The 20,980-nt window shown below is 47.0% G+C and carries 17 protein-coding genes, 1 tRNA gene and 1 pseudogene; 5 read left to right on the plus strand and 14 right to left on the minus strand.

From position 1 onward, the window contains the following. Positions 1 to 105: 105 nt before the first annotated feature. Both DYH27_RS10115 and ribF read right to left on the minus strand, forming a co-directional pair. Positions 106 to 933 carry a CPBP family intramembrane glutamic endopeptidase gene (locus tag DYH27_RS10115; protein WP_025067216.1) on the minus strand — a complete coding sequence of 276 codons (828 nt, stop codon included), beginning with the start codon at positions 931 to 933 and terminating at the stop codon, positions 106 to 108. 49 nt (positions 934 to 982) lie between these two features. Then, positions 983 to 2,032 carry a riboflavin biosynthesis protein RibF gene (gene ribF / locus DYH27_RS10120; RefSeq protein ID WP_029754998.1) on the minus strand — a complete coding sequence of 350 codons (1,050 nt, stop codon included), beginning with the start codon at positions 2,030 to 2,032 and terminating at the stop codon, positions 983 to 985. A gap of 243 nt (positions 2,033 to 2,275) precedes the next feature. On the opposite strand from ribF, the gene DYH27_RS10125 reads away from it, so the two are divergent. Beyond that, positions 2,276 to 2,349: transfer RNA gene (locus DYH27_RS10125), tRNA-Ile, on the plus strand. Positions 2,350 to 3,069: 720 nt separating this feature from the next. Here DYH27_RS10125 and DYH27_RS10130 read toward each other — a convergent pair. The 10 genes from DYH27_RS10130 to DYH27_RS10175 all read right to left on the minus strand — a co-directional run bounded on the left by DYH27_RS10130 (position 3,070) and on the right by DYH27_RS10175 (position 15,318). Beyond that, entirely contained in the window at positions 3,070 to 3,627 is a 558-nt protein-coding gene (locus tag DYH27_RS10130) for a hypothetical protein (RefSeq protein ID WP_147287464.1), read from the minus strand. A 108-nt stretch (positions 3,628 to 3,735) separates the two neighbouring features. After that, complete coding sequence (locus DYH27_RS10135) at positions 3,736 to 7,392, minus strand: N-6 DNA methylase (RefSeq protein ID WP_025067219.1); 3,657 nt, start codon at positions 7,390 to 7,392, stop codon at positions 3,736 to 3,738. 4 nt (positions 7,393 to 7,396) lie between these two features. Then, positions 7,397 to 7,603, minus strand: a complete 207-nt coding sequence (locus DYH27_RS10140; RefSeq protein WP_025067220.1) for a helix-turn-helix transcriptional regulator — start codon at positions 7,601 to 7,603, stop codon at positions 7,397 to 7,399. Between the two features lie 121 nt (positions 7,604 to 7,724). After that, positions 7,725 to 9,143 carry a recombinase gene (locus DYH27_RS10145; protein ID WP_025067221.1) on the minus strand — a complete coding sequence of 473 codons (1,419 nt, stop codon included), beginning with the start codon at positions 9,141 to 9,143 and terminating at the stop codon, positions 7,725 to 7,727. A gap of 260 nt (positions 9,144 to 9,403) precedes the next feature. Further along, a complete protein-coding gene (locus tag DYH27_RS10150; protein ID WP_025067222.1) occupies positions 9,404 to 10,123 on the minus strand; it encodes a DUF6371 domain-containing protein in 720 nt (239 codons plus the stop codon). Positions 10,124 to 10,150: 27 nt separating this feature from the next. Next, complete coding sequence (locus tag DYH27_RS10155) at positions 10,151 to 11,125, minus strand: AAA family ATPase (RefSeq protein ID WP_029216560.1); 975 nt, start codon at positions 11,123 to 11,125, stop codon at positions 10,151 to 10,153. A gap of 9 nt (positions 11,126 to 11,134) precedes the next feature. Further along, on the minus strand, positions 11,135 to 11,431 hold the full coding sequence (locus DYH27_RS10160; RefSeq protein WP_025067223.1) for a helix-turn-helix transcriptional regulator: 297 nt from the start codon (positions 11,429 to 11,431) through the stop codon (positions 11,135 to 11,137). A 193-nt stretch (positions 11,432 to 11,624) separates the two neighbouring features. After that, entirely contained in the window at positions 11,625 to 12,449 is an 825-nt protein-coding gene (locus DYH27_RS10165) for a DUF6043 family protein (RefSeq protein ID WP_025067224.1), read from the minus strand. 3 nt (positions 12,450 to 12,452) lie between these two features. Beyond that, the gene (locus DYH27_RS10170) at positions 12,453 to 13,706 is read right to left on the minus strand and encodes an ATP-binding protein (protein ID WP_025067225.1); all 1,254 of its coding nucleotides are present in this window, start codon (positions 13,704 to 13,706) and stop codon (positions 12,453 to 12,455) included. 124 nt (positions 13,707 to 13,830) lie between these two features. Further along, the gene (locus DYH27_RS10175; protein ID WP_025067226.1) at positions 13,831 to 15,318 is read right to left on the minus strand and encodes a phage integrase SAM-like domain-containing protein; all 1,488 of its coding nucleotides are present in this window, start codon (positions 15,316 to 15,318) and stop codon (positions 13,831 to 13,833) included. A 526-nt stretch (positions 15,319 to 15,844) separates the two neighbouring features. On the opposite strand from DYH27_RS10175, the pseudogene DYH27_RS10180 reads away from it, so the two are divergent. Beyond that, positions 15,845 to 16,105: pseudogene (locus DYH27_RS10180) on the plus strand (Arm DNA-binding domain-containing protein); the annotation flags it as partial. A 372-nt stretch (positions 16,106 to 16,477) separates the two neighbouring features. On the opposite strand, the gene DYH27_RS10185 reads toward DYH27_RS10180, so the two are convergent. Both DYH27_RS10185 and DYH27_RS10190 read right to left on the minus strand, forming a co-directional pair. Beyond that, positions 16,478 to 16,960 (minus strand): S-ribosylhomocysteine lyase, encoded by a 483-nt coding sequence (locus DYH27_RS10185; RefSeq protein WP_025067228.1) that lies wholly within the window; start codon positions 16,958 to 16,960, stop codon positions 16,478 to 16,480. A gap of 146 nt (positions 16,961 to 17,106) precedes the next feature. Then, positions 17,107 to 17,805, minus strand: a complete 699-nt coding sequence (locus tag DYH27_RS10190) for a 5'-methylthioadenosine/adenosylhomocysteine nucleosidase (RefSeq protein ID WP_004353742.1) — start codon at positions 17,803 to 17,805, stop codon at positions 17,107 to 17,109. Between the two features lie 350 nt (positions 17,806 to 18,155). Between DYH27_RS10190 and fabG the strand changes: the two genes are divergently transcribed. From fabG to DYH27_RS10205, 3 genes are all read left to right on the plus strand, one after another. Next, positions 18,156 to 18,884 (plus strand): 3-oxoacyl-ACP reductase FabG, encoded by a 729-nt coding sequence (fabG, locus tag DYH27_RS10195; RefSeq protein WP_029216559.1) that lies wholly within the window; start codon positions 18,156 to 18,158, stop codon positions 18,882 to 18,884. Positions 18,885 to 19,068: 184 nt separating this feature from the next. Further along, positions 19,069 to 20,298 carry a beta-ketoacyl-[acyl-carrier-protein] synthase family protein gene (locus tag DYH27_RS10200; protein WP_029216558.1) on the plus strand — a complete coding sequence of 410 codons (1,230 nt, stop codon included), beginning with the start codon at positions 19,069 to 19,071 and terminating at the stop codon, positions 20,296 to 20,298. A 73-nt stretch (positions 20,299 to 20,371) separates the two neighbouring features. Beyond that, on the plus strand, positions 20,372 to 20,935 hold the full coding sequence (locus DYH27_RS10205) for a DUF4410 domain-containing protein (protein WP_025067229.1): 564 nt from the start codon (positions 20,372 to 20,374) through the stop codon (positions 20,933 to 20,935). Positions 20,936 to 20,980: the final 45 nt, after the last annotated feature.

Genomic DNA, 20,980 nt, shown 5'->3' on the forward strand with positions numbered 1-20,980 from the left:
GCGATTCCGGAAGTTTTTGTAAAAGACGTAAATCACGTGTGTCGAGGAGACTGGCTTTTCCTGCCTGTCCTTTTTACTTTTTTACCTTCTTACCTTTTTACTTTTTTACTTTTTTACTTTCCCCATTCGCTTCCCCAGTTGTAGGATGGAGGGTGCGAGGATGCAGAGTGAGAAGAACAGTCCGCCGTACATCATCCGCTCGCTGCCATGGAAGAGGTCGATGAGTTTTCCGTCATTCATCTGCGGCATGAAGTTGAACATCAGGTAGGCTACGGTGTTGTTGACCCAGTGGAACAGGACTCCCGGGAGAATGCTGCCTGTGCGGTAATACATCCAGCCCAGCAGCAGACCGACCAGAAAGGCGTGCGTACCCTGCGCCAGGTTCAGGTGGATGGCGCCGAAGACGAGGGCGGAGAACACGATGGCTGCCCAGTGGGCTCTGCTACCAAAGATGTCCAGCAGCGTATGCAGCACTGCTCCGCGGAACACGAGCTCCTCGGCTATCGGAGCCATGATGCCCAGGGCGAGATAGCCCCAGGAGGTTCTCATGATGCTTTCGAACAGCTGCTGTGTCTGCGAGGGGAGGGTCAGATTGATTTTCTCTGCCACGAACTCCATCGGGAGTATCGAGCCTGCCGCCAGCAGGAATGCCCAGAAAAGGACACCCCAGGGGCGTGACCTGAGGTAGTTGCGCGACACCGGTGCCCAGCCGGCACGGGTGAAGAGGGCGAAGGTGAGCAGGCTGCTGATGACAGTGGTGACGGCAACGGCCGTTCCGCTGCTGTCCTCGTTCATGGCGGTACGGAACGGTATGCCCCGGACAATGGCAATGCATCCTGCCGACAGGTACCGTGACAGGAACTGCAGCAGTACGAAGACTGCAACGAACAGGATGATGTAAAGGACGTTTGTCCACGTGTCTTTATGCTTCATATTTCTCTCTTTTCCTTAATGATGATCACTTTGTTCTTCTGCGGGCTGCCTACAGTCGGGCTTCCATCTGCTGCCGGATCTGTCCGACATCGAACAGGTGGTTGATAGCTTCCCGGTCCTGTTCCAGCTGGTGAGCCAGGGCTTCCAGCGACCCGAACCTCCGCTCGTCTCGGATTTTGGCAATGAAGCTGACAGCCAGCGGCTTGTCGTAGAGGTCGCCGTCGAAGCGGAAGATGTTCACCTCCATCGACATCGCCTTGCCGTTGAATGTGGGACGTGTGCCGATGTTCATCATACCTCGCCTCCACTCTGAGGAATCCTTCTGCCGTACGGCCACGGCATAGACACCTGCTGCCGGGATGAGCTGGCGGCAGGCTGCCATGTCGAGGTTAGCGGTAGGAAATCCCAGCCGGTGCCCGTTCCCGTAACCGCGTACGATGGTGCTCTCTATCGTATAGGCATAGCCCAGCAGGCGGTTGGCTGATGCGATGTCGCCCCGGCGTATGCGGTCTCTGATGACCGACGAGCTGACCTTCTCTCCCCCCGGGAGGAAGGCATCGGCACGGACGACCTCGATACCCAGTGCCTGTCCATAGCGTACGTAGTCGTCGAAGCCCTCTGCACGGTCGTGTCCGAAGCGGTTGTCGTAGCCGATCAGGAGCTTCCGCACGTTCAGCTGCCGGCGGAGCACCTCGTCCATGAACCGGCGGGCAGGGAGAGCGGCCAGCGACCTGTCGAAATGCAGTACGAGGGTGTTGTCGACCTGTGTTTCCGAAAGCAGCTGCAGTTTCCTCTCGAGCGTCGTCAGCAGCTCCGGCTGATAGTCAGCCTGCAATACCTGTCGTGGATGGCGGTCGAAAGTGATTACGGCCGATGCCATTCCCGACTGCCGTGCCTCGTCGACGACACGTCCGATCAGGAACCGGTGTCCCCGGTGTACCCCGTCGAAGAATCCGATGGTAGCCGCCAATGCCGGCAGCTCCGGCTTCTCACCCTCTTTGATGTATATGATGTTCAATTCCGGTTGTCTGTAAATCTGTTTTCTGTTCCCGTCTGTTCCTGTATGTTCATCCGTTATGTCCATCCGTGCCGGAGGCATATCATATACGCCCTTGGTCCGGACATATCAGGAAGCCCGCTTCTGCAGGCCCGTCCGGATGAAGCGTCATGGGATGCCGTTGCTGTCTCCGGTCAGCCGGGAAGTATGCTGCAAAGGTACTCCAAATCGGCGTAAAAGCCCTCCTGTCCCGCTCAAAATGTGTTAAAACCTTAAAAATCCTTACCTTCCTTTCCCCTGTTTCCATTTTATTGATTATCTTTGCACCCGAATTAATATAATCTCGGACTTGTAGCTCAGTTGGTTAGAGCAACAGACTCATAATCTGGAGGTCCCTGGTTCAAGCCCAGGCTGGTCCACATTAATAATCAAGGAGTTACAGCAATGTAGCTCCTTTTTGCTTGTATTCAGGTGACCCTTCAGGTGACCTTTTGAAGGACCAGTAGATAATTAATGGGGATTATCATTTACCTCCACTGATTCTTTACTGTCAGTGTGCCGAGGGTAAGCACCAATGGTGCTGATGGTGTACTCCCATGGTGTCAAGGCTCAGTACGGATCACGTTAAGCATTATAACCGGATAGAAGTAGTTTGAATGTAGGTTTTCTGAATAAACATTTCCTGATAAAGAGTCTGCCGCAGAAGAATATACTTCAGGATAAAACATAGACATTCATCCACGGCAGATGCGCCTGTGATTGGTCTGCTGTGAAATTATTTTCCTGTCACTGCCGTCACTCTGCAAACACACATAACATACTGATAAACAATTTATTATTGAAGAATGTTAAAAGTGATAGCAAATGAGAAATAGACTTTTGCAGTAAACAGTCGGTAATCCTGTCCTCATTGTCAGCATTCTGGCCATTCTAAACTTTAGAAGATTTTTTATAAGCAGAATGAGTATACCCCCACGAAAGATCTACTGTCCCCCTTTCTAGCAAGATACTCATGTTATGGTTTCCTGAAAAACTTAACACGAGGATGGTAACGTGTTACATTTTTGCGATTTCCTTAACACATTATGCCCTGAGACATGGTATTCTCTCTATCATTGTTCTTCCTTTGTGAAATGATGCTACTCTTTTTTGTTGTTTTCTCCGTGCAGAAATCGCAAATTGGACAGGCTCTCGCCAATTGCTTTGTAATTTCCTATAATGAGTATGATAAATATGAAAGCAGATAATACCTCCAAGGTTACTAATACTTTAGCGAGGATTGACGCTGCCGTTATCTGGGTAATAATAGAACTTGTCAATACACCAAAACTGTAAAAGAAGAAGTTAGCTAAATCTTTGTACCAACATTCTGGTTGTATGTTCACATATGCTTCTTTTTCATAATCGAAGAGGATATTGTATTGGATAGCAAAGTTTAATGCTATAGCAAATAATATTGCTATGATTGTAGGTAGCAGCGAGAAGAAACTTCTTTTTTCCGAAAAGGCTTTCTCCAGTTTTTCTAATGCGTATGCAATACAAAATAAGTCAATCAGAACAAGAAAAAGTATGAGTCCATATTCCCATCCTAATTCATCTTTATTAGTTTCAAGATATATTTCATATGTTGCTTTATGTATGCCATAGACAAACAATGGCATAACGATTAGAGTCCAAAGCATTCCTATTTTTTCCATGCTTTTAGTTACACACTTGTCTATATATTTCTTATACTTTAAGAAGATAAAACAGCCTATAACTATGATAGTATATAAGTAGAAAACTTTTATATCCATTTCTATTTATTATTTGAGGTATTTATCCAGTATTGCCTGCTTCATGCTTGGGCAATCGGCAATGGTTTGTTGAAGCGTTTCTATCTCGTGTTCGAGCTGAACTAATTCCTTTACTATGCGCTGCTGCTCAGCAAGGGGTGGTACACTAATGGGATAGCGCATGATAACTTCCTTTTTCCCACGTGGCATCTTCACGCCCTTTACGTCAGCCATAACAAAATCGAAAAATTCTTGTCGAGCAAGCTGGTAATAAAAATATTTGGGCAGTATCCTCACTTTGTTCACCCTCAGCACAAGTACATCAGGATTGCACCCGCCATCTCGGTCAGACAGCCATAGCTTTTTAAGATAAGGTCGGATGTTAGACAATAACAAATCTCCCACTTGATATTCTATTACAGAGTCTATATTAGGAACACCGTCATAAGGCTTCACTCCCTCACAGTTCTGCAAGAGATTATCGGTGGTAACAAAGGTTTCTGGCGAAATGCTTGAATATCCTTTGCGATCTGTAGCAAACGACGCAACTGCTGATAAGGGTAAATGTTCCCCATAGGCACCATCTACAAGTTTGTATATATCCAGTTTTAGTTTTTCAACATTATTTTGGCTTGTAACGATCGCCTCATCCACCTTTTGACACTCTTCTACAATCTGCTGCTGGATAGAGAGAGGAGGAAGAGAGACCTCTATTTCTTTAAGATATTTATAGTGCCGTTCATACCTATCTTTATTTGTTATTTCGATATATGACAAGAAATAATAGAGATATTTTGGCATGCATTGTTTCCAGTCAACTTTTATAAGTTGTGTCCCGTCTGCTCCCCGCAAAAAAGGAAAATCTATGTATTTAATAGCACATGTATGATCCCCAAATAAAACCAACGGTAAATCCGTAATGACGTTCACGTTATCGGAATACCCAGCAATCAAGTTATCCGTTTGTTGAGTAACAACAGGATACTTACCAGATTGCTTTATTTCATATTGTGCTATTTTGGTCGATGCTCCGACAACATTTACTAATAAATTGCCGAGTCGTTGTGTTGGGAAGCGATAGTTTATTATGTTTCCTTTTGTAGATGAAAGTTTGATTGTTTTATCAAACTCCACTCTTCCAAAGTCCATCAAGTCATAAAGGTGATGCGTCTTGACATATTTTGCCACATCATCAGGCAATGTGGTAGTGGAATTGAGGAAGGCATTACGTATGGCACAAGCCAAGGTTCCACGAGCAAATCGATCTTCGTCGTTATAGAGCATGCCGCCAGGGATGTGAATTACGATGCCTTCGGCTCCCTTACGATTGCTCCAGTCATAACCTAAAAAGGATTTCTGCTCCTTCACATCGGTTGGCCCCGTTACTACAGTAGTTGCCTGTTTGCACGTAAGGGCGAAATAATAGAGTTTGCTACGCTCGATGGATTCCACAAAATCGAAAAGATGTTCTGTGCGTGCAGCCTTGCATTGCTCTGCCGAGAAATTCTTGGGATATTTCACGTCGGGCAATGTATTGAAGATATTGGTATACATCTTGAAATAGCTGTCTGCCGAGAGATCGTCTGCACTCAGCGTACGTGCTATGATATCTTTATAGCGCGAGACCTCTACCTGTTGCATACGGCAGTAGGCTTCCAGTAGCTCTTTATCCTCCCAATCACGGTCGTCTAAGCCCTGCATAATGGCATTGACGGCATCTTGTGCCAGCTCTGTCACCTTGGGAGGCTCGTTGTATTTTTCGAGGAATAGCACAATGGTGTTGGTACCTGTGGCCCCGAAAGTCTTGCTACCGAAGCTCACAATGGCATGGAGCATAAAGTGTTGCAGCAACTGTTCGCGTGCCCCCATATAACTGGCTGAGTTGTTGCTAAGGATGCTTGACGGCAGTACCACAGCAGCGATGCCCTGTGGTTTGAGCACCTGAGCGATACGTTCTACAAACAGGGTTTCGATATCGGAGCTGTCTGTTGTGATGCGTGGCAGTAGCTCAAAGCTGTTGTTTTTGAGTTTAAGGTGCTGCTTGAAGCCACTAACTGAGTAAGGAGGATTGGCTACAAGAATATCAAACGAGCCGTTGTCTATCTCCTTTTCAGGGTAGTTTTCCAGTCCGTCACCAAAGATAATGTTGGCACCGCCGGCACCGTTCATAAACATAGAGATCTTTGACACTCGTGCCAGTCGATAGTCTTTCTCCACTCCATAGATATGTTTCTCTACCCAAGAGTTATCGGCATCTTCTCGAACACCATTGATGGCTTCCACTGCCTCAGTGAGAAAGTGACCGGCACCACAGGCGTAGTCGATGACGCGAGGTAGTCCTCTGCGATTGATGTAATCGGATATGGGAAGCGAGTCCCAGATAAAGCGGGTGATGGGCATAGGAGTGAAGAATTGTCCCTCATTTTGTTTGAATCCCTTGTTGAGTAGTTGTTCGAATAGATCACCAAGAAACTGATGCTTAGAGGGATACACAATGCGGTAAGGTTGGAACAACTGCACCACCTCGACAAGTGTTTTGCCGTTCTGATAGAACAATTCCTCATTGTGCACATCCTTGAAGGCAAAATCGTTGTTGCTATAAAACTTCAGAATACGGATGGTATTGTTCAAGTCGGCAATTGCTTTCTTGCGGTTTTGCCCTGTGTATTGCATGAAAAGACGCTCGGCATAATCGGCCTCCACATAAAAGATTTTCTCTTTCATGAAGTCGTTCATGCCTTGTGTATGCAGTCGTTGTAGTCTGTCCTGCAGGGTCTCATAGGTATCAACACCCGGTTTGTATTGAAACTCCACCTCTTCGAAGTCTTGCTTCTGTATCTCATCCACAAGTTTACAGATGAAGAGCGCCACCAGACGGTTAAAGGCATTTTCTTTGTCCGACACATTGTTATGACGGAGTATCTCCTCAAACTTATTGACAATCTTATCGTCGTGTGTAAAGTCGCGCAGCTTCCCTTTACGCAAAGGCGGTATGCCGATATTATAGGCTTGGCTCTCCTCGTCGAAAATCAAGTTGTCGAGCCATTGGCGGTTGTAAGTCTCATCCCACGTCTCATACTTATCCACCTCGTTTCTTGCCTGCTGGTACAATTTCACATCATCGTCCTTTTTAGCCATGAGCACGATATTGGCATCATCAGTACAGTTAATTACAGGCGAGAAATAAACGAGCCTCTCGTCTTTCCAGTCAGACGCATAGAGTGCCAACCATCGTGTGGCAGGTTCCTGTTGCCAGTAGCTGAAGAGTTGCCCACCATATTCTTCGGTATTTTTTATTTCCTTGTTATACTCTTTACCCGATGTCTTACATTCGATGATGATAAGCGACGTACCCCTCTCATCGGTTACCAAAATATCAGCCTTTCCGCTTTTTCCATCATGCCCCAGTTGCCATCGACGCTCCAATTCGATGTGTTCGGGGCGATAGCCCTTTTCAAGCAACCGACAGACACACTCGAACACCACGAAATTTTCAGGATGCTCAAAGTTGCTCGTCGTCTTATCGTTTACAATCAGTCCTTTGGCTTCAGGGTATATAAGTCTTTTGTTATCAAAGTCCACCGCCATGATACATGTGCCGTAGTCTTTGGTGTAGTATTCACCCACATTTGCTTTTTCGAAGCCAATATGTTTAAGAACCTGCAGAAGATTTGAGGTCGTTATCATTGTCTTAGTATTCTATTAGTTCGATTATATCTACTTCAAGAAGTTTAGCTATTTCTACCAGTTGCGACACCGAAGGTTGCACTTTATTGGTACTCCATCGCGACACTGTCATATCGGTAACGCCTAACTGTTCTGCCAACCAACGATTGGTGATTTGCTTTTCTGCAAGCACTACCCTAATTCTATTGGGATGGAATATTTCTTTTGCCATAGCCGAATTTATCATTATGTGTTCAAAGATAAACATTATTTGCGATACTAAAGAGAAAATACATATATTTTTTAGCTGACCATAAAAAAACACGCAATATAATCCCATTTTAACTATCAATCTATCTTCTGAACCTCAGTTTGATCCTCGTCTCCTCTTGTTGCTTCTGCTTTTTCTTATAATAGTCAAAGTTATCAACCACATTTTCGATTTCCGCCTTTCCTTTCTTATGCTCGAATAAGTTGAGAAAGGGACGGGTGAGGAGAGCCAGAATCGTGGCACCATTATGCCTGTCGCTTGACTCTTTAGAAAGATATTCGTTGATGGCTGTAGCCTGAGGGAAGGTAAAGTGCTGCAATTTAGTGTCGTGGGCAAAGCCGATAACGGCATTAATGGCATTTTGGCAAATAATCGTGAATCCTCGTAGGAAATCTGTTAGCCCAGCCTTCATTGTAGCGATAATGTTATCACGTTGCTGCAACTCTTGCTTGAGGTCAACCTCCCGATTCTTCGATTGTGTGAGCAACCCTTTGTAGATACGCTCTTGTTTATTACATTCAGCAAGCCAGAAATCAGCACGATTCTGCTCCTTAGTTATCTCCTCTTTATAGGTAATGGTTAAGGTTTCTACTTGCTGAGCAACCACTTGCGGAATTGCAGCAACTTGTTTTTTCATTTCTTCATTTTCCGCCTCCAATTGTGCATACTTGCCCTTTCCTGCAAGGTTGGCCAAGCCCGACAGGATGGCGCTGCCATTCTCTCGATTGGCTTTTTCCTGCTTGTCGTGGATTTCCCTATCCAACTTTTCACAGGCGAGAACTTTCTGCTCGTTCTCCTTTGCCAGCTTCTCCGCTTGTTTCTTGCTTTCATCCAACTCACGCTTCTGTTTGGCCACGATATAGTCATTCCGTTCCAGATGCAGCTTGCCCGTCTCCAACTTGGAAACGCCGCGCTCCATTCCCAATGCCTCGGCTGCCATGTCCTGCACGAGGCTGATGTCCTCATTGTCCAGCTTGTAGGACTTACCTGTCTCGTGGTTCATCCAGTCCCAGATGACATGGGCGTGATAGTTAGGCTTCCATGTAGATGTGTCATTCGGATCAAGACAATGCCCCTCGTCACGATGGAGGTGTATCTGTATGGCCGTAATGCCGAAACGCTGCCGATAAAGGTCGGCGAAATGTTGCAACTGCTCCATGGTGGTGTCTACCTTGCACACCACGACGCCCTCACGCAAGGGAGTACAGCCGGCTATCTTGGTTACCTTGCCCGTCTTCTTGTTGATTCGCTCCCGTTCCTTGGTCTGCATGGCCCTGCCCGTCTTTTCCTTCACCATTCTGCCAATGGCATCGTAATACTGCCGCAAGGTCATATCGCCTTGCAGTTCCGATGTCCACGATTGGTCCTCAGGTATCAGGCCTTTCCTGATATAAAGCTTCTCTGCATTGATGTGGTCGAGATATGCCTTTGTCCGTTGGTTGTGTGCCTCACTTTGTCCGATATTGCAGGGCTTGATGTGTACCGATGTCATTTGTGTCATAACAAAAGGGATTTAAATGATTGTTGGTTTTTCTTTTCATAAGGTTCTTAGGGAGGCTCCCTAAGCAGAGAGTCCAGAGAGAGGGTCACGCTCTGGTCAGGGGTCTTGGGGGCAGATGCCACCGAGTGGAGGGTGCAGGGGGAGAGTCATCCCCGCCGGTTCTACAAGGCTGGCCTTGGGCCCACAACTACGAAAGCGCAGCGGGTAGTTATAGTAGGCTATAACAAGGGCAGAGCCCTGTTCTTCCCTCCCCCCCAAGTTCAAGGACTGCCACGACCTCTGATTCTGTCAATCAGGTATCGGTTAATGTCCCGATGGACAAAGCCACGGTCCACCTTGAACCTTGCCCCGAACTGCTCTTCCCAATAATCACAGCTTATATCATCAGGGAAAAGGACCACCCGCTTGCCAGCCAGTTTACTCATCATGTTATTGGTGAGATTGTAGCCTTCTCCAACCGCCAACCAGTCAACGGCCAGTTCCGCCAGCGTACCCAGCAAGGCTGTCTTTTCCTCCTGCACAATGGCGACAGGCTTGTTTGAAAGCAGATGCTCGCCAAAGAAGACCTCATCGTCCGTGTAATAGTCGAAGCAGTACCAGCTATAAAGATGTTCCACCAAGGGCTCTCTTTGCAGGATTGCCCCACTGTCCGTATCAAAGTACTGCACACTTCCTCCTACGACCTTGTTGTTCCGATTTATCCGAGGCAACACCGTGCCATAGTGTCCGTTCACAAGTTTGGTAACGGCTCCCAGATGAAATCCCATCATCAAGCGATCAATGGCCGACAACAGCTTGGAATCATAACCAGCTACCTTATCCAGATAATCTGTAAGAGAAGAATAATGACATCCTATATCCTGTTTAGGTATCTCTATTAACATCCGATCATTGGTCGCAGCCTTAGTCGCCGACATTCTCTTCAAGTCCTGATTTTCCATGTTTGCTATGCGCTTTATGCAGTTTATGCACTTATGCATATTGCATAAACTGCATAAAGTGAATAATCAGCCGTTCAGAAGCCTTGACACCTTGCTCTGGGTGATACCGCATTCTTTGGCTATGTCCTGCTGCTTCATGCCCTGCGAGGACAATTCCCTGACCTTCGCCTTCAGCTCCTCCCGTCCGCTGGCAGATGTCGTTTCCAGATGGGCGGTCTCCGTGTCATTGCCACGAAAGGTAAAGCAAAGATTGCCTTCTCCGTTCTTGGCCCGCTCATACAGAGCCACATTGTCGGCATCGAGCATCAGCTCTCCATTGCGCCACTTGCACTGCTTCACATAGACCAGCGACTTGTCACGGCCTGACTGTCCCAGTCCCACGGCGTCGTCTATCAACTGGTTGAGTTTGGCAGAGCCCTGTATGGCCGACAGGGAAAGAGGGACAGAACCGGAGAATATCTTGGGAACATGGTTGAGGACGACCAGCGTCCAGTTATACTTCCGTTTCAAGGCGTTCAGCGATGCCATGAGCGAGCCCGCGTCAGAGCTTTTGTCGAGCGACTGGCTGAGGGCGGTAATATTGTCGATGAACACCACCTCTGCAAGATTCGCCACGGCTGCTTTTTCTATTCCCTTCAATACATCATCAACGAGATTGTCCCTGTCCATCTCCGCACGGAAGAAAGTAGGAGGGAAGTCCGGAACCTCGTACCGCAGGGCCAGCTGACGCAGTGTCATCTCAAAGTCGGCATAGAGCACGCGCTTCCCCTGTGCGGCAATATCCCTTGCCACCTGCATGGCAAAAATAGTCTTGCCGATACCTGACTGTCCGAAGATAATACAGAGATCACCTTCGAGGACAATGTTGGGATAGAGCACTACGAGGGGAGGAAGCGACTGCCCTTTTATCAGGCAGTCGTTCATGGATGCCACATGAAAGCCACCCGCATCAACGGCCTGTTGCTCCTGCAATTCATGAAAGGAGGACAAGATATAATCCATTTCAGGAAGTTTGGGAATCGTCTTGATCAGTTCATCCATAGCATGGCCCTATTGATTATTTGTATTGGCAGAAAGCCCGTTGGAAATCAGTGCGTCCACTTCCTGCTTGGAATACAGGTTGCGCCTTCCTATCTTGTGCGCCTGGATGTCGCCACGCTTCTCCATGCGCCACAATGTTGTATAGGTGATGTGCAGGCGTGCGCACAGTTCGTCACGGGTGTAATACTCGGTGGATGCTGTCGGAGTTGTCTCTTTCAGCAGATTCTTGCCCACCATTGTCTCCAATACTTCTGCAATGGCCTCCTTGAGGTCTTCCTTTTGCAGCATGATGAAATTTCCTTGCATGTCTCTTGGTTTTAAAAGTTTGCTGCAAAAGTATCATGGAATTACATGGCATTATGCCCATATAGGTACCACATGGTAACTATATATGGGTATGGACGCATATCCTCCTATGGAACGGAATGCTTGTATAGTAAGAGAAATAGATGAAAAAGCCCATGCAAGGCTGACTTACATGGGCTAAGGATTTCTTCTTTTAGCGGAATATAGATTCCACGATTTCATGGTCTGTGGGCAGCTTGCCCGTCTTGTTGGTATAGGTGTTCTTGTAATTGGCCAGTCCAGAAACACCAAACAAGGTTTCAAAGGGTTTCCAAAATGTTTTCTTCTTTCCGTCCTGTTCTGCTTTTGACAGTTTCAAATGCTCACAGGCACAATCAGAGAAATAGGCCAGCAGGGAATTGGTCTTTTGCCAGTGATATTCATTGTCGCACAAGCCTAACGAAATAGCCTTGTCAAGAATCAGTTGGGCTTCTTCCGTCTGGAGTTCGGTTGGGATGGGGGCAGGCTTGTTCTCAATTTTACATTCATCATCGGGTGCCATCTCCAGGCCAAAGAATCGATTCCAATCATCCTGAGTCTTGATGCCATTTCGCATACTGGTCTCAACTAATTGCTGCTGTAAATCGGAATAGGCGTTCTTCTCTAATCGTTCAGGGGCTTCATCAGTTTTGACTATGATTTTTGAGACAAGCGTTTCGTACAGGTTGCCACCGACAAGCCAGTATTTTAATGTATTCTTTATCCTGTTTGGACAAAGAAAATTCATGTTCCCCTCACTGAGCAGAAATACTATCGCTGCCACCAAGGTATCACCAACTCTCGTATAATTGTTGGAAAACAGAATGGGGAAGTCCTTCTGGCTCACAATATGCTCCAATTTCAATGATTTGGCAGTATAGGCATAGAAGTGCATCACCGCCTCAAACGACTGCTTCTTCAGGTCATTGATAATGCGGTCTGCCGTTATCTTGTTGGCTTGATACCATGTTAGAAAAACCACTTTGCGTTCTGGTTCCATAAGTTACAATTTTAAGCTATCCTTATTCAACAGAAAATCGAGCAAGCCTATGGTTACGATCCCTTGCTCGTCCCGTTTAGGCTTAATATCATCTTTCACGACGACAATTTTCTTGAAAGAGTCATTGATAAATGAAAAAGAAGTCTTTTCCTGACGCTCCTTCTCAATGTTGGGCATGGCAAAAGCAGACTGGATATAGTATCTGTCACTTCCCTCATTCACCACGAAATCAACTTCATATTGCTGGCGGATACTTTTCCCGTCAATTTTTCTCTTAACATCTACCATGCCGACATCTACATTATAACCCCTCATTCGCAACTCATTATAGAGAACATTCTCCATAATATGATTTTCTTCTTGTTGACGGAATTTCAAAATGGAATTTCTTACTCCTAAATCGCAAAAATAGTATTTGGACAAGGATCCAATGTATTTACGTCCCTTGATGTCATAACGTTCTGCTTCTTCTATCAGAAAGGAGTCTTTTAGATAGGAAATGTACTTTACTACTGTGGGATAGGACAAATCAACGTTCTCTTTACTTTTAAAGGTGTTGGTCAATTTGTTCGGATTGCAAGATGAACCTATAAAAGAAGACAGCATCTTTGCCAATTCCTGAAACTCATGTTCCTTAATTTCATGCCGTTCTTTTATATCCGTCAAGTATGTTTTGCGATAAACATTATAAAGGTAGTCGCTTTTCTTCTTATCACCTACTAAAGTCAATACGTGAGGTAACCCGCCGTATGTATAATAGTCTTTCCATGCCCCTTGCTTATCCCCACCTACGGCTGCATAATACTCAGAGAAAGAGAATGGATACATGTGTATTTCATCGCTTCTGTCCCGAAACTCTGTTACAATATCATTTGAGAGAAAATGAGAATTGCTACCTGTTACATAAACATCCACATTCTCAATATGCAACAAGCTGTTTAGAACATCTATAAACTCATCTACCATCTGAATTTCATCCATAAGTATAAAATACAACTGGTTATCCTTGACTTGCTGGCGAATATATGCCAACAAAACGTCAGGATTTCTTAGCTTTTGATTGATGCGGTCATCCAAAGCAATAGAAATGATGTGGTCAGCAGGTATGTTCTGTTTCAACAAATAATCACGAAAAAGAACTTGTAAAAGTGTGGACTTGCCACACCTTCGCATACCTGTGATTACTTTAATAAAACCATTTTCTCGTCCGTCAATCAGCTGCTTCAAATAGACGTCTCTGGGAATTGTTGTTCTCATATTTTAATTTTTTGCCCCATGGAGCACTTTTTTCAATGACAAAGATACAGTATTTATTTGAAAACAAGACATGCAATTTGAAAAAAGTGCCACCTGTGGCATATTTTTCAAATCAACTCGTTCGTTACAAAGATGCGAGCAATTCTTTTCTATCCTTTTCGCTCATATTTTTCAATAGTTCCAAGACCATTTGCTTATCAGTAGCTTTGTTTTGTCTTTCTTCGTTCAAAAGGTACCAATTATATTCCAACATCTTATCCAAAGGATAGGCACCAATATAGTTAGATGTTATATCCTCATTGCCACTATGCCCCATACTGTCACTGATGTATTTATACGGCACTAATCCAGAATTATTCAGATTGGTGGCGAAACTATGTTGAGCCCAAGTGGATGATGGGCGCTGTTCCATGCCAAGCAGCTCTGCCACCTTCGCCATATGCTCACGAATATAGCGATTATATCGTTGGATTACCCATACTTCTTGTTCTGGAGTTATCCACTCACTCATAATCGGGAACACACGCTTGTCAAGTTTAGGCTCATTGCCATACTTGTCTATAATCTTTTGTAGTTCTGGAGTAATGGGAAAGATGACCTCGCTAGCACTCTCGTTTCTGTCTCTCGTTTTATGACGCAAGAATCGGAGTTGCTTTCCATGTGTAGCAAAATACCAACCATCATAAGTCAGTCGCAAGGTGTCAGCCAAATTTTGTCCGTCACCCAGATACATAAATAGGAATAGCCCTAAATCACGAAAGACGGCGTGTTTCTCTTTTGGAAAGAATAACTCCTTGCCTTTTTCGTCTTTGGCTTCGTCTCTTTCCCAAAAGTCATAAAGCATCTTCATGGTAGGAACATCAAGGAACTCATGCTTACGACTACACACCTTATTGTAGCCCGTGTCCTTGAACATTTCTTTGGTGCTTCCTTTAATCAAACCACGGTCAATGCAGATATTTACAATGGTGCGGAATGTACGCAATGATATTCCAATGGATGTTGTACTAAGCTCATTTTTCTTCATTACCTTTACCCAATCCAGAATAAAGTTGTGACTTATATCACTTAAAGATACATCTTTTCCCATATCCCGTACAAACCTCTTTAATATATCCTCACTGCATCGAGCTGTTCCTGCCTTGCCATCGTCGCGCTTGGATACAATAAAAGATTCCCAAATGGAGTAGATTGTACTATCGTCATCTTTCCTCCCTTGATGTCGTTCCTGGAGTTTTCTCAAAGAAAAGTTTCCCTCATCGATGAGTTGATTTACAAGAGTAGCCACTTTCTCCATCTGTTTTTTTAATTCCTTTCGTTCTGAGGCTTTCTTGTTTCGTGATAATTTCTCACATTCACATAGTTCTATCCAATCTGTTCCTATATATGATTTCCCTATCCGCAGAAAAACTTTCTTACCAGCATATGCTATACGAATAGCGACAGGGGAAGTTTGGGAATAATCACCATCCATTCTTCTGGGATCCAACATAAGTGTACCTGTAACTTTCCCGTTGGAAGATACGAACTTTGCAAGCGAGGTTTCTCCCCTCTTTCGATACTTTTGAGACATATTTCCCACTTCCGCGAACTTTCCCTTGACTTTTTCCATTATAATTCTCCTTTTAACAGGGGATTCACGAAATCATCCGTGAACTTTCAGTGAACTTTCTGAATAAAAACTGTTGCAAATTTAAGATATTTCTTGGAACAAATAAATAATATAACTTATTTATTTTCAGGCATTTAATATTATTTATAATTTCATGAAATATACATCAAACAGACTCATAATCTGGAGGTCCCTGGTTCAAGCCCAGGCTGGTCCACAAATAGGTTTCAAAAGGATGTCAAACAACACGTCATTTTAGCCTTCAAAACAAGGAGAATCGCTGTAAAATCAAGGTTTTACAGCGATTTTTTGTTTTTTATCCATATCCGTTTGACTGCCAAACCATACCTTTTGATAGTCATCATTCGGTCATTTTCTGCTACAGAAACTGCTACACAAAAGCAGGCTCTCAAAAAAATGTAGCAATGAATGGAAAATGACTATTAAATTGACGGCATGCAAAACTTTCGTTTTCAAGAACTTATGTCGAACTTTGTAGCCTAAAAGCTACACTAAATGATGCGTTATGAAAACGACTTTCAAGGTATCCTACTACCTACGTTCCAACTATGAGAACAAAGAAGGAAAATCACCTGTAATGCTCCGAATGTATCTCGGTGGCGAAAAGGCGAATCTTGGATCCACTAAAATTTTTGTGTATAAATCCAAGTGGAGTAACAAAACCTGCAGAATGATTGGCAGAACGGCAGAAGCACTCTCCATTAATGCTTCTATAGATGCGCTGACAACAACGCTGATGCAGATTTACAGGAAATATGAAACTGACTTCTATCCGATTTTCATAATGCTTAACGTAATCCGTACTGAGCCTTGACACCATGGGTGTACACCCTCAACACCATTCGTGTTTACCCTCGACACACTGACAGCAAAGAATCAGTGTGCGTAAATGATAATCCCCATCGATTATCTACAGGATCGTTTTTCCTGCCCGTCATTGCTCATCTATTAATTATCTACTGGTCCATAAAGTTAGGTACAGACGGTGGGGGTGTCCCTACAGGTCAGCTACCATATAAACTTTTGACAGAGTCCCGAGGCACGACGAAAATATTTCTACAATCTTTACCTAAAAGTTAGCTACCATATAAACTTTTGGCACAGTCCCGGGGGGAGGCTTCCTTGGGTTGAGATCGTCTTACTTTTCCGGATAATGCAGATTCTCTCCGGAGATGTTGTCCAGCACCTCCGTGAGGAATTTGCGTGCCTCCCATTTTGCCATGGGCAGGTCGTGGAGCAGATAGTTGCCGCAGTCGCGCGGAGCTGCACCGGGAATCTCGCCGTCGAAGTCGGCGACGAAGCGGAAGGTGCGGCGCATCAGACCGACGATGTCCTTCGACTCGAAATTGCCGCGGAGGATGAGGTAGTTGCCTGTCAGGCAGCCCATCGGTCCCCAGTAGACAATGCGGTCCTTCCATTCTGGGTCGTTGCGGAGGTAGGTGGCGGCCAGGTGCTCGATGGTGTGGATGGCTCCTACGTGTAGCACCGGTTCGCGGTTGGGTTCTTTCATGCGGATGTCGAATGTGGTGACGGTCTCGCTGCCCACCTCGTCCTTGCGGCTTACATAGATGCCACGCAGCAGCCGTTCGTGGTCGATGGTGAATGATGGAATTTTGTTCATTGTAATTCTTTTATATTTTGGTGGAGTGGGGCGCAGGTCCGGATAATCTTCCGTGCCAATCTGTCGCCCTTGCAGCCTTCCCATGAGTCCGCCTGCCTGCAGCAGACAGCGCATCTGGCTTGACTCCTATTTATATTACATCGATTTTATATTACATCGATAAAATGTTTCGTCACTTCAAAGCTGCCGTTGGCGATGCGTTCCCAGAAGTCGTAGTACTGGCTTGCCTTGCTGTCCTTGAGCGGTATGTCGCTGATGACCCGGAAGGAGACGAACGGTGTCCGGTAGATATGGCAGACCTGTGCGATGGCGCAGCTCTCCATGTCGACGGCCGTTGCATCGGGGAATCTGTCGAGTATCTGCCGCATTTTCTCGCGTGAGTTGACAAACCACTCTCCGCTGACGGTCAGCCCGCTCCGGATGTGCAGTCTCTTGCATTCCGGGTGCGTGTTCAGCGACAGTGCCTTGCTGACAAGTTCCGCCGGTGCCTTGAAGCGTGCCGGCATGCCGATGATCTGTCCGTAGTCCACCTCGTCGCCGCAGTAGGCATCGTGGTAGGCACACGCCGCCGCCACCACCACGTCCGTCACCTCCAGTGACGTGTCAGCTCCGCCGGCACAGCCGCTTGAGACGATGAGGTCGGGGTGGTAGCGGCTGATCATCTCCACGGTGCCGACGGCGGCGTTCACCTTTCCGATCCCGCATTTCTGCAGGATGATTTCCTTTTCCCCCAGTCTGCCCGTGACGAAGTCCCGGTGTCCGGAGTGCTCTGTCGCGGCATCGGTGAGGAGGGCCTTGAGTTGCGCGAACTCCTTGTCCATCGCAACGATGATTCCTGTTTTCATGCGGCAAAGGTACGAAAATTATGCGGAAAGGCAAGAAGTGTCCCGTGACGAAAGTGTGCAGTCCCCCTCTCCGGTTCCTTTTGTCTTTTGGCTTTTATGCGGCAGGAACTGCATTCCCTTCGCCCGTACACGCCGCTATGTTCTTTCAGGGGGAAAGCGGAATCTGCCTGTCTGAAAGGAAACCCTCCTGCATGGGGCGGTTTTCACGACCAGCCTGAAAGGACTGACAGATACAATAATCATCAAAAATATAATAATAATCAAAAAAAAGTTTATACCTTTGCCCGGGATATTTTCAAGATATCGTTCACCCCATAAGCTGGAATGATAAAACTAAAGGCTCGTAAAACATGAAATATGCTTTGATAACCGGTGCGTCACGCGGAATCGGCCGTGCTGTTGCCTTGCTTCTGGCGGAACAGTATTCGATAATCATCAATTACCGTTCCAATTCAGAATGCGCGCAGGAAGTGAAACGGCAGATAGAAGCCCATGGCGGCCATGCCGAGCTTCTGCCTTTTGATGTTGCCGACCCCGGGGCGATAGAGGCTTCGGTCGATGCCTGGGAGGCTGCCCATCCCGGTGAATTCATCTCCGTTCTGGTGAACAATGCCGGCATCCGCCGGGACAATGTTATGTTTATGATGTCGGAAGACGACTGGCATAGCGTTCTCGACACGAATATGAACGGTTTTTTCTACATCACCCGCAGGCTGCTGAAGCACATGATGCCACGGAAGCGTGGTGGCAGAATCATCAATATGGCGTCACTGTCGGGGCTGAAGGGGATGCCCGGACAGGTCAACTACAGTGCGGCGAAGGCCGCACTGATCGGTGCGACGAAAGCACTGGCACAGGAGGTGGCACCGCGCAACATCACGGTCAATGCCGTCGCTCCGGGGTTCATACAGACCGATATGACCAGGGATCTGCCTGAGGACGAGCTGAAAAGACTCATTCCGGCGGGCCGTTTCGGCAGACCGGAGGAGGTGGCGGCCGTAGTGGCGTTCCTTGCTTCCGATGCCGCAGCGTATGTCACGGGAGAGGTCATCAGTGTGAACGGCGGACTCTATACGTAGAGGCTGGCAGGGCAACGGCCTTCCCGGTCTCGTCTACTTGTCCACATGGCTTGCCTACTTGACCACTCGGCATGTCTACTTGTCCACTCGTGGACTTTCAGCAATAGTAAATATAAAAAAACAATAGAAGCAATCCTCTGTCCTGTCAGGGGAGTCCTCCTTCCGGAGGAGGTCTTTTAATACAATGGAAAGAAGAGCAGTTATTACCGGAATGGGAATATGGTCGTGTCTCGGTACTGACCTTGACACTGTAAAGGAGTCGTTATACGAGGGAAAGTCGGGCATTGGCCTTCAGAAGGAACGCCTTGCCTATGGCTATCGTTCGGCTCTGACGGGTATCGTTGAAGAGCCTGTCATCACAAAGAAGATGCTCGACCGCCACACACGTGCCGGAATGTCAGAAGAGGCGCGTTATGCCTATATGTCGAGTCTGCAGGCTTTCGCACAGGCAGGCGTCACCGATGACTATCTCCGTGAGAACGAGGTGGGCTGTATCTTCGGCAACGACTCCTCTGCCCAGCCGGTCATCGAGGCTTCAAAGATCATGGACGAGAAGCACGATTCGGCCATGCTGGGCTATGGGCTCATCTTCCAGTCGATGAACTCTACGGTGAACATGAACCTCAGCACCATCTTCCATCTGCGCGGAGTAAACTTCACCGTCAGTTCGGCCTGTGCCAGCGGCAGCCATTCCATCGGTCTGGCCTTTATGATGATCCGGCAGGGACTGCAGGACATGGTGCTTTGCGGTGGTGCCCAGGAAACGAATTACTATTCGATGGCCTCGTTCGATGCGCTCGGTGCTTTCTCTGTCCGCATGGATGAACCGGCGAAGGCGAGTCGTCCGTTCGACAGAGACCGTGACGGTCTCATACCGAGCGGCGGTGCTGCCTCACTGGTCCTGGAGGACTACGGTCATGCAAAGGCCCGCGGGGCGAACATCCTTGCCGAGGTGGTAGGTTACGGCTTCTCGAGCAATGGCGGCGGCATCAGCCAGCCTTCCGATGAGGGGTGCGTGATCGCCATGAGCCGTGCGCTGGATGCGGCAGGGATGAAGGCTGACGACATCGACTATATCAATGCCCATGCCACGAGTACGCATCAGGGAGATATGTATGAGGCGATCGCCCTGAACCGTATGTTTGAGGGGAAGCATGCCCTGATCTCCTCTACCAAGGGCATGACAGGCCATGAGTGCTGGATGGCGGGGGCGTCGGAAGCGGTGTACAGCACGCTGATGATGCAGCACGGCTTCGTTGCGCCCAACATCAACTTTGAGCATCCTGACGAGTATTCTGAGAAACTGAACCTTGCCACGGCAACCGTTGACACGGAGGTCGACACCGTGCTGAGCAATTCTTTCGGCTTCGGCGGTACCAACTCCGCCCTGGTCATCAGGAAGTTCCGGGAGTAGCCGGGACGGGACCGTTCAAACCTGTTGGATGGAATCTGAGTACATTTGATTATTTACTTATATTTTACCTGTTATGAAACGAATCGTATTATTGCTGTCTTTTGTAGTATGCTGTGTCATGAGTCTTTTTGCCAAGGCCGATGTAACATTGAAGAGCGGATCGCTTGCAAAGCTGAAAACCTCGAAGGAAAAGGTCTACGTCGTGTGGGATTACAGCCACGCCACGCTGGAAGGGAAGGATGTGAAGTCTTTTCTGAAAGAGAAAGGTGCAGAGTGGGAACGTGACTACAAGGCGGAGCTTGAACGTGCGGAGGCGAACTTCATGGAGCGTTTCAATGACAAGACGAAGAGCGTGACCGTTACGGACAAGAAGAGTGAAGCCGACTACACGATCGTCGTTCATGTGAAAGATTTCCATTATGGCAGCACCGGCGCCTCTGTCCTCATCGGTTTCGGCGCAGGCGATGCGCACATGAATGCGCTGATGGACTTCTACGAGAAGAACGTGAAGCGTCCTTTTGCCGTGATTGACGTTGACGGTGTCGCAGGAGCAGGTTACGGCAATGAGAAGCGCCGTGTCGAAACATACCGTGAACTGGCCGAGCAGGTGGTGAAGCTGATTAAGAAGGCCAGATAAGGACAGGATCTGTTTCCTGGACCTGTCATGGCCGGTATGATTAAA

Source organism: Prevotella denticola, assembly GCF_900454835.1.
GTDB lineage: Bacteria > Bacteroidota > Bacteroidia > Bacteroidales > Bacteroidaceae > Prevotella > Prevotella denticola.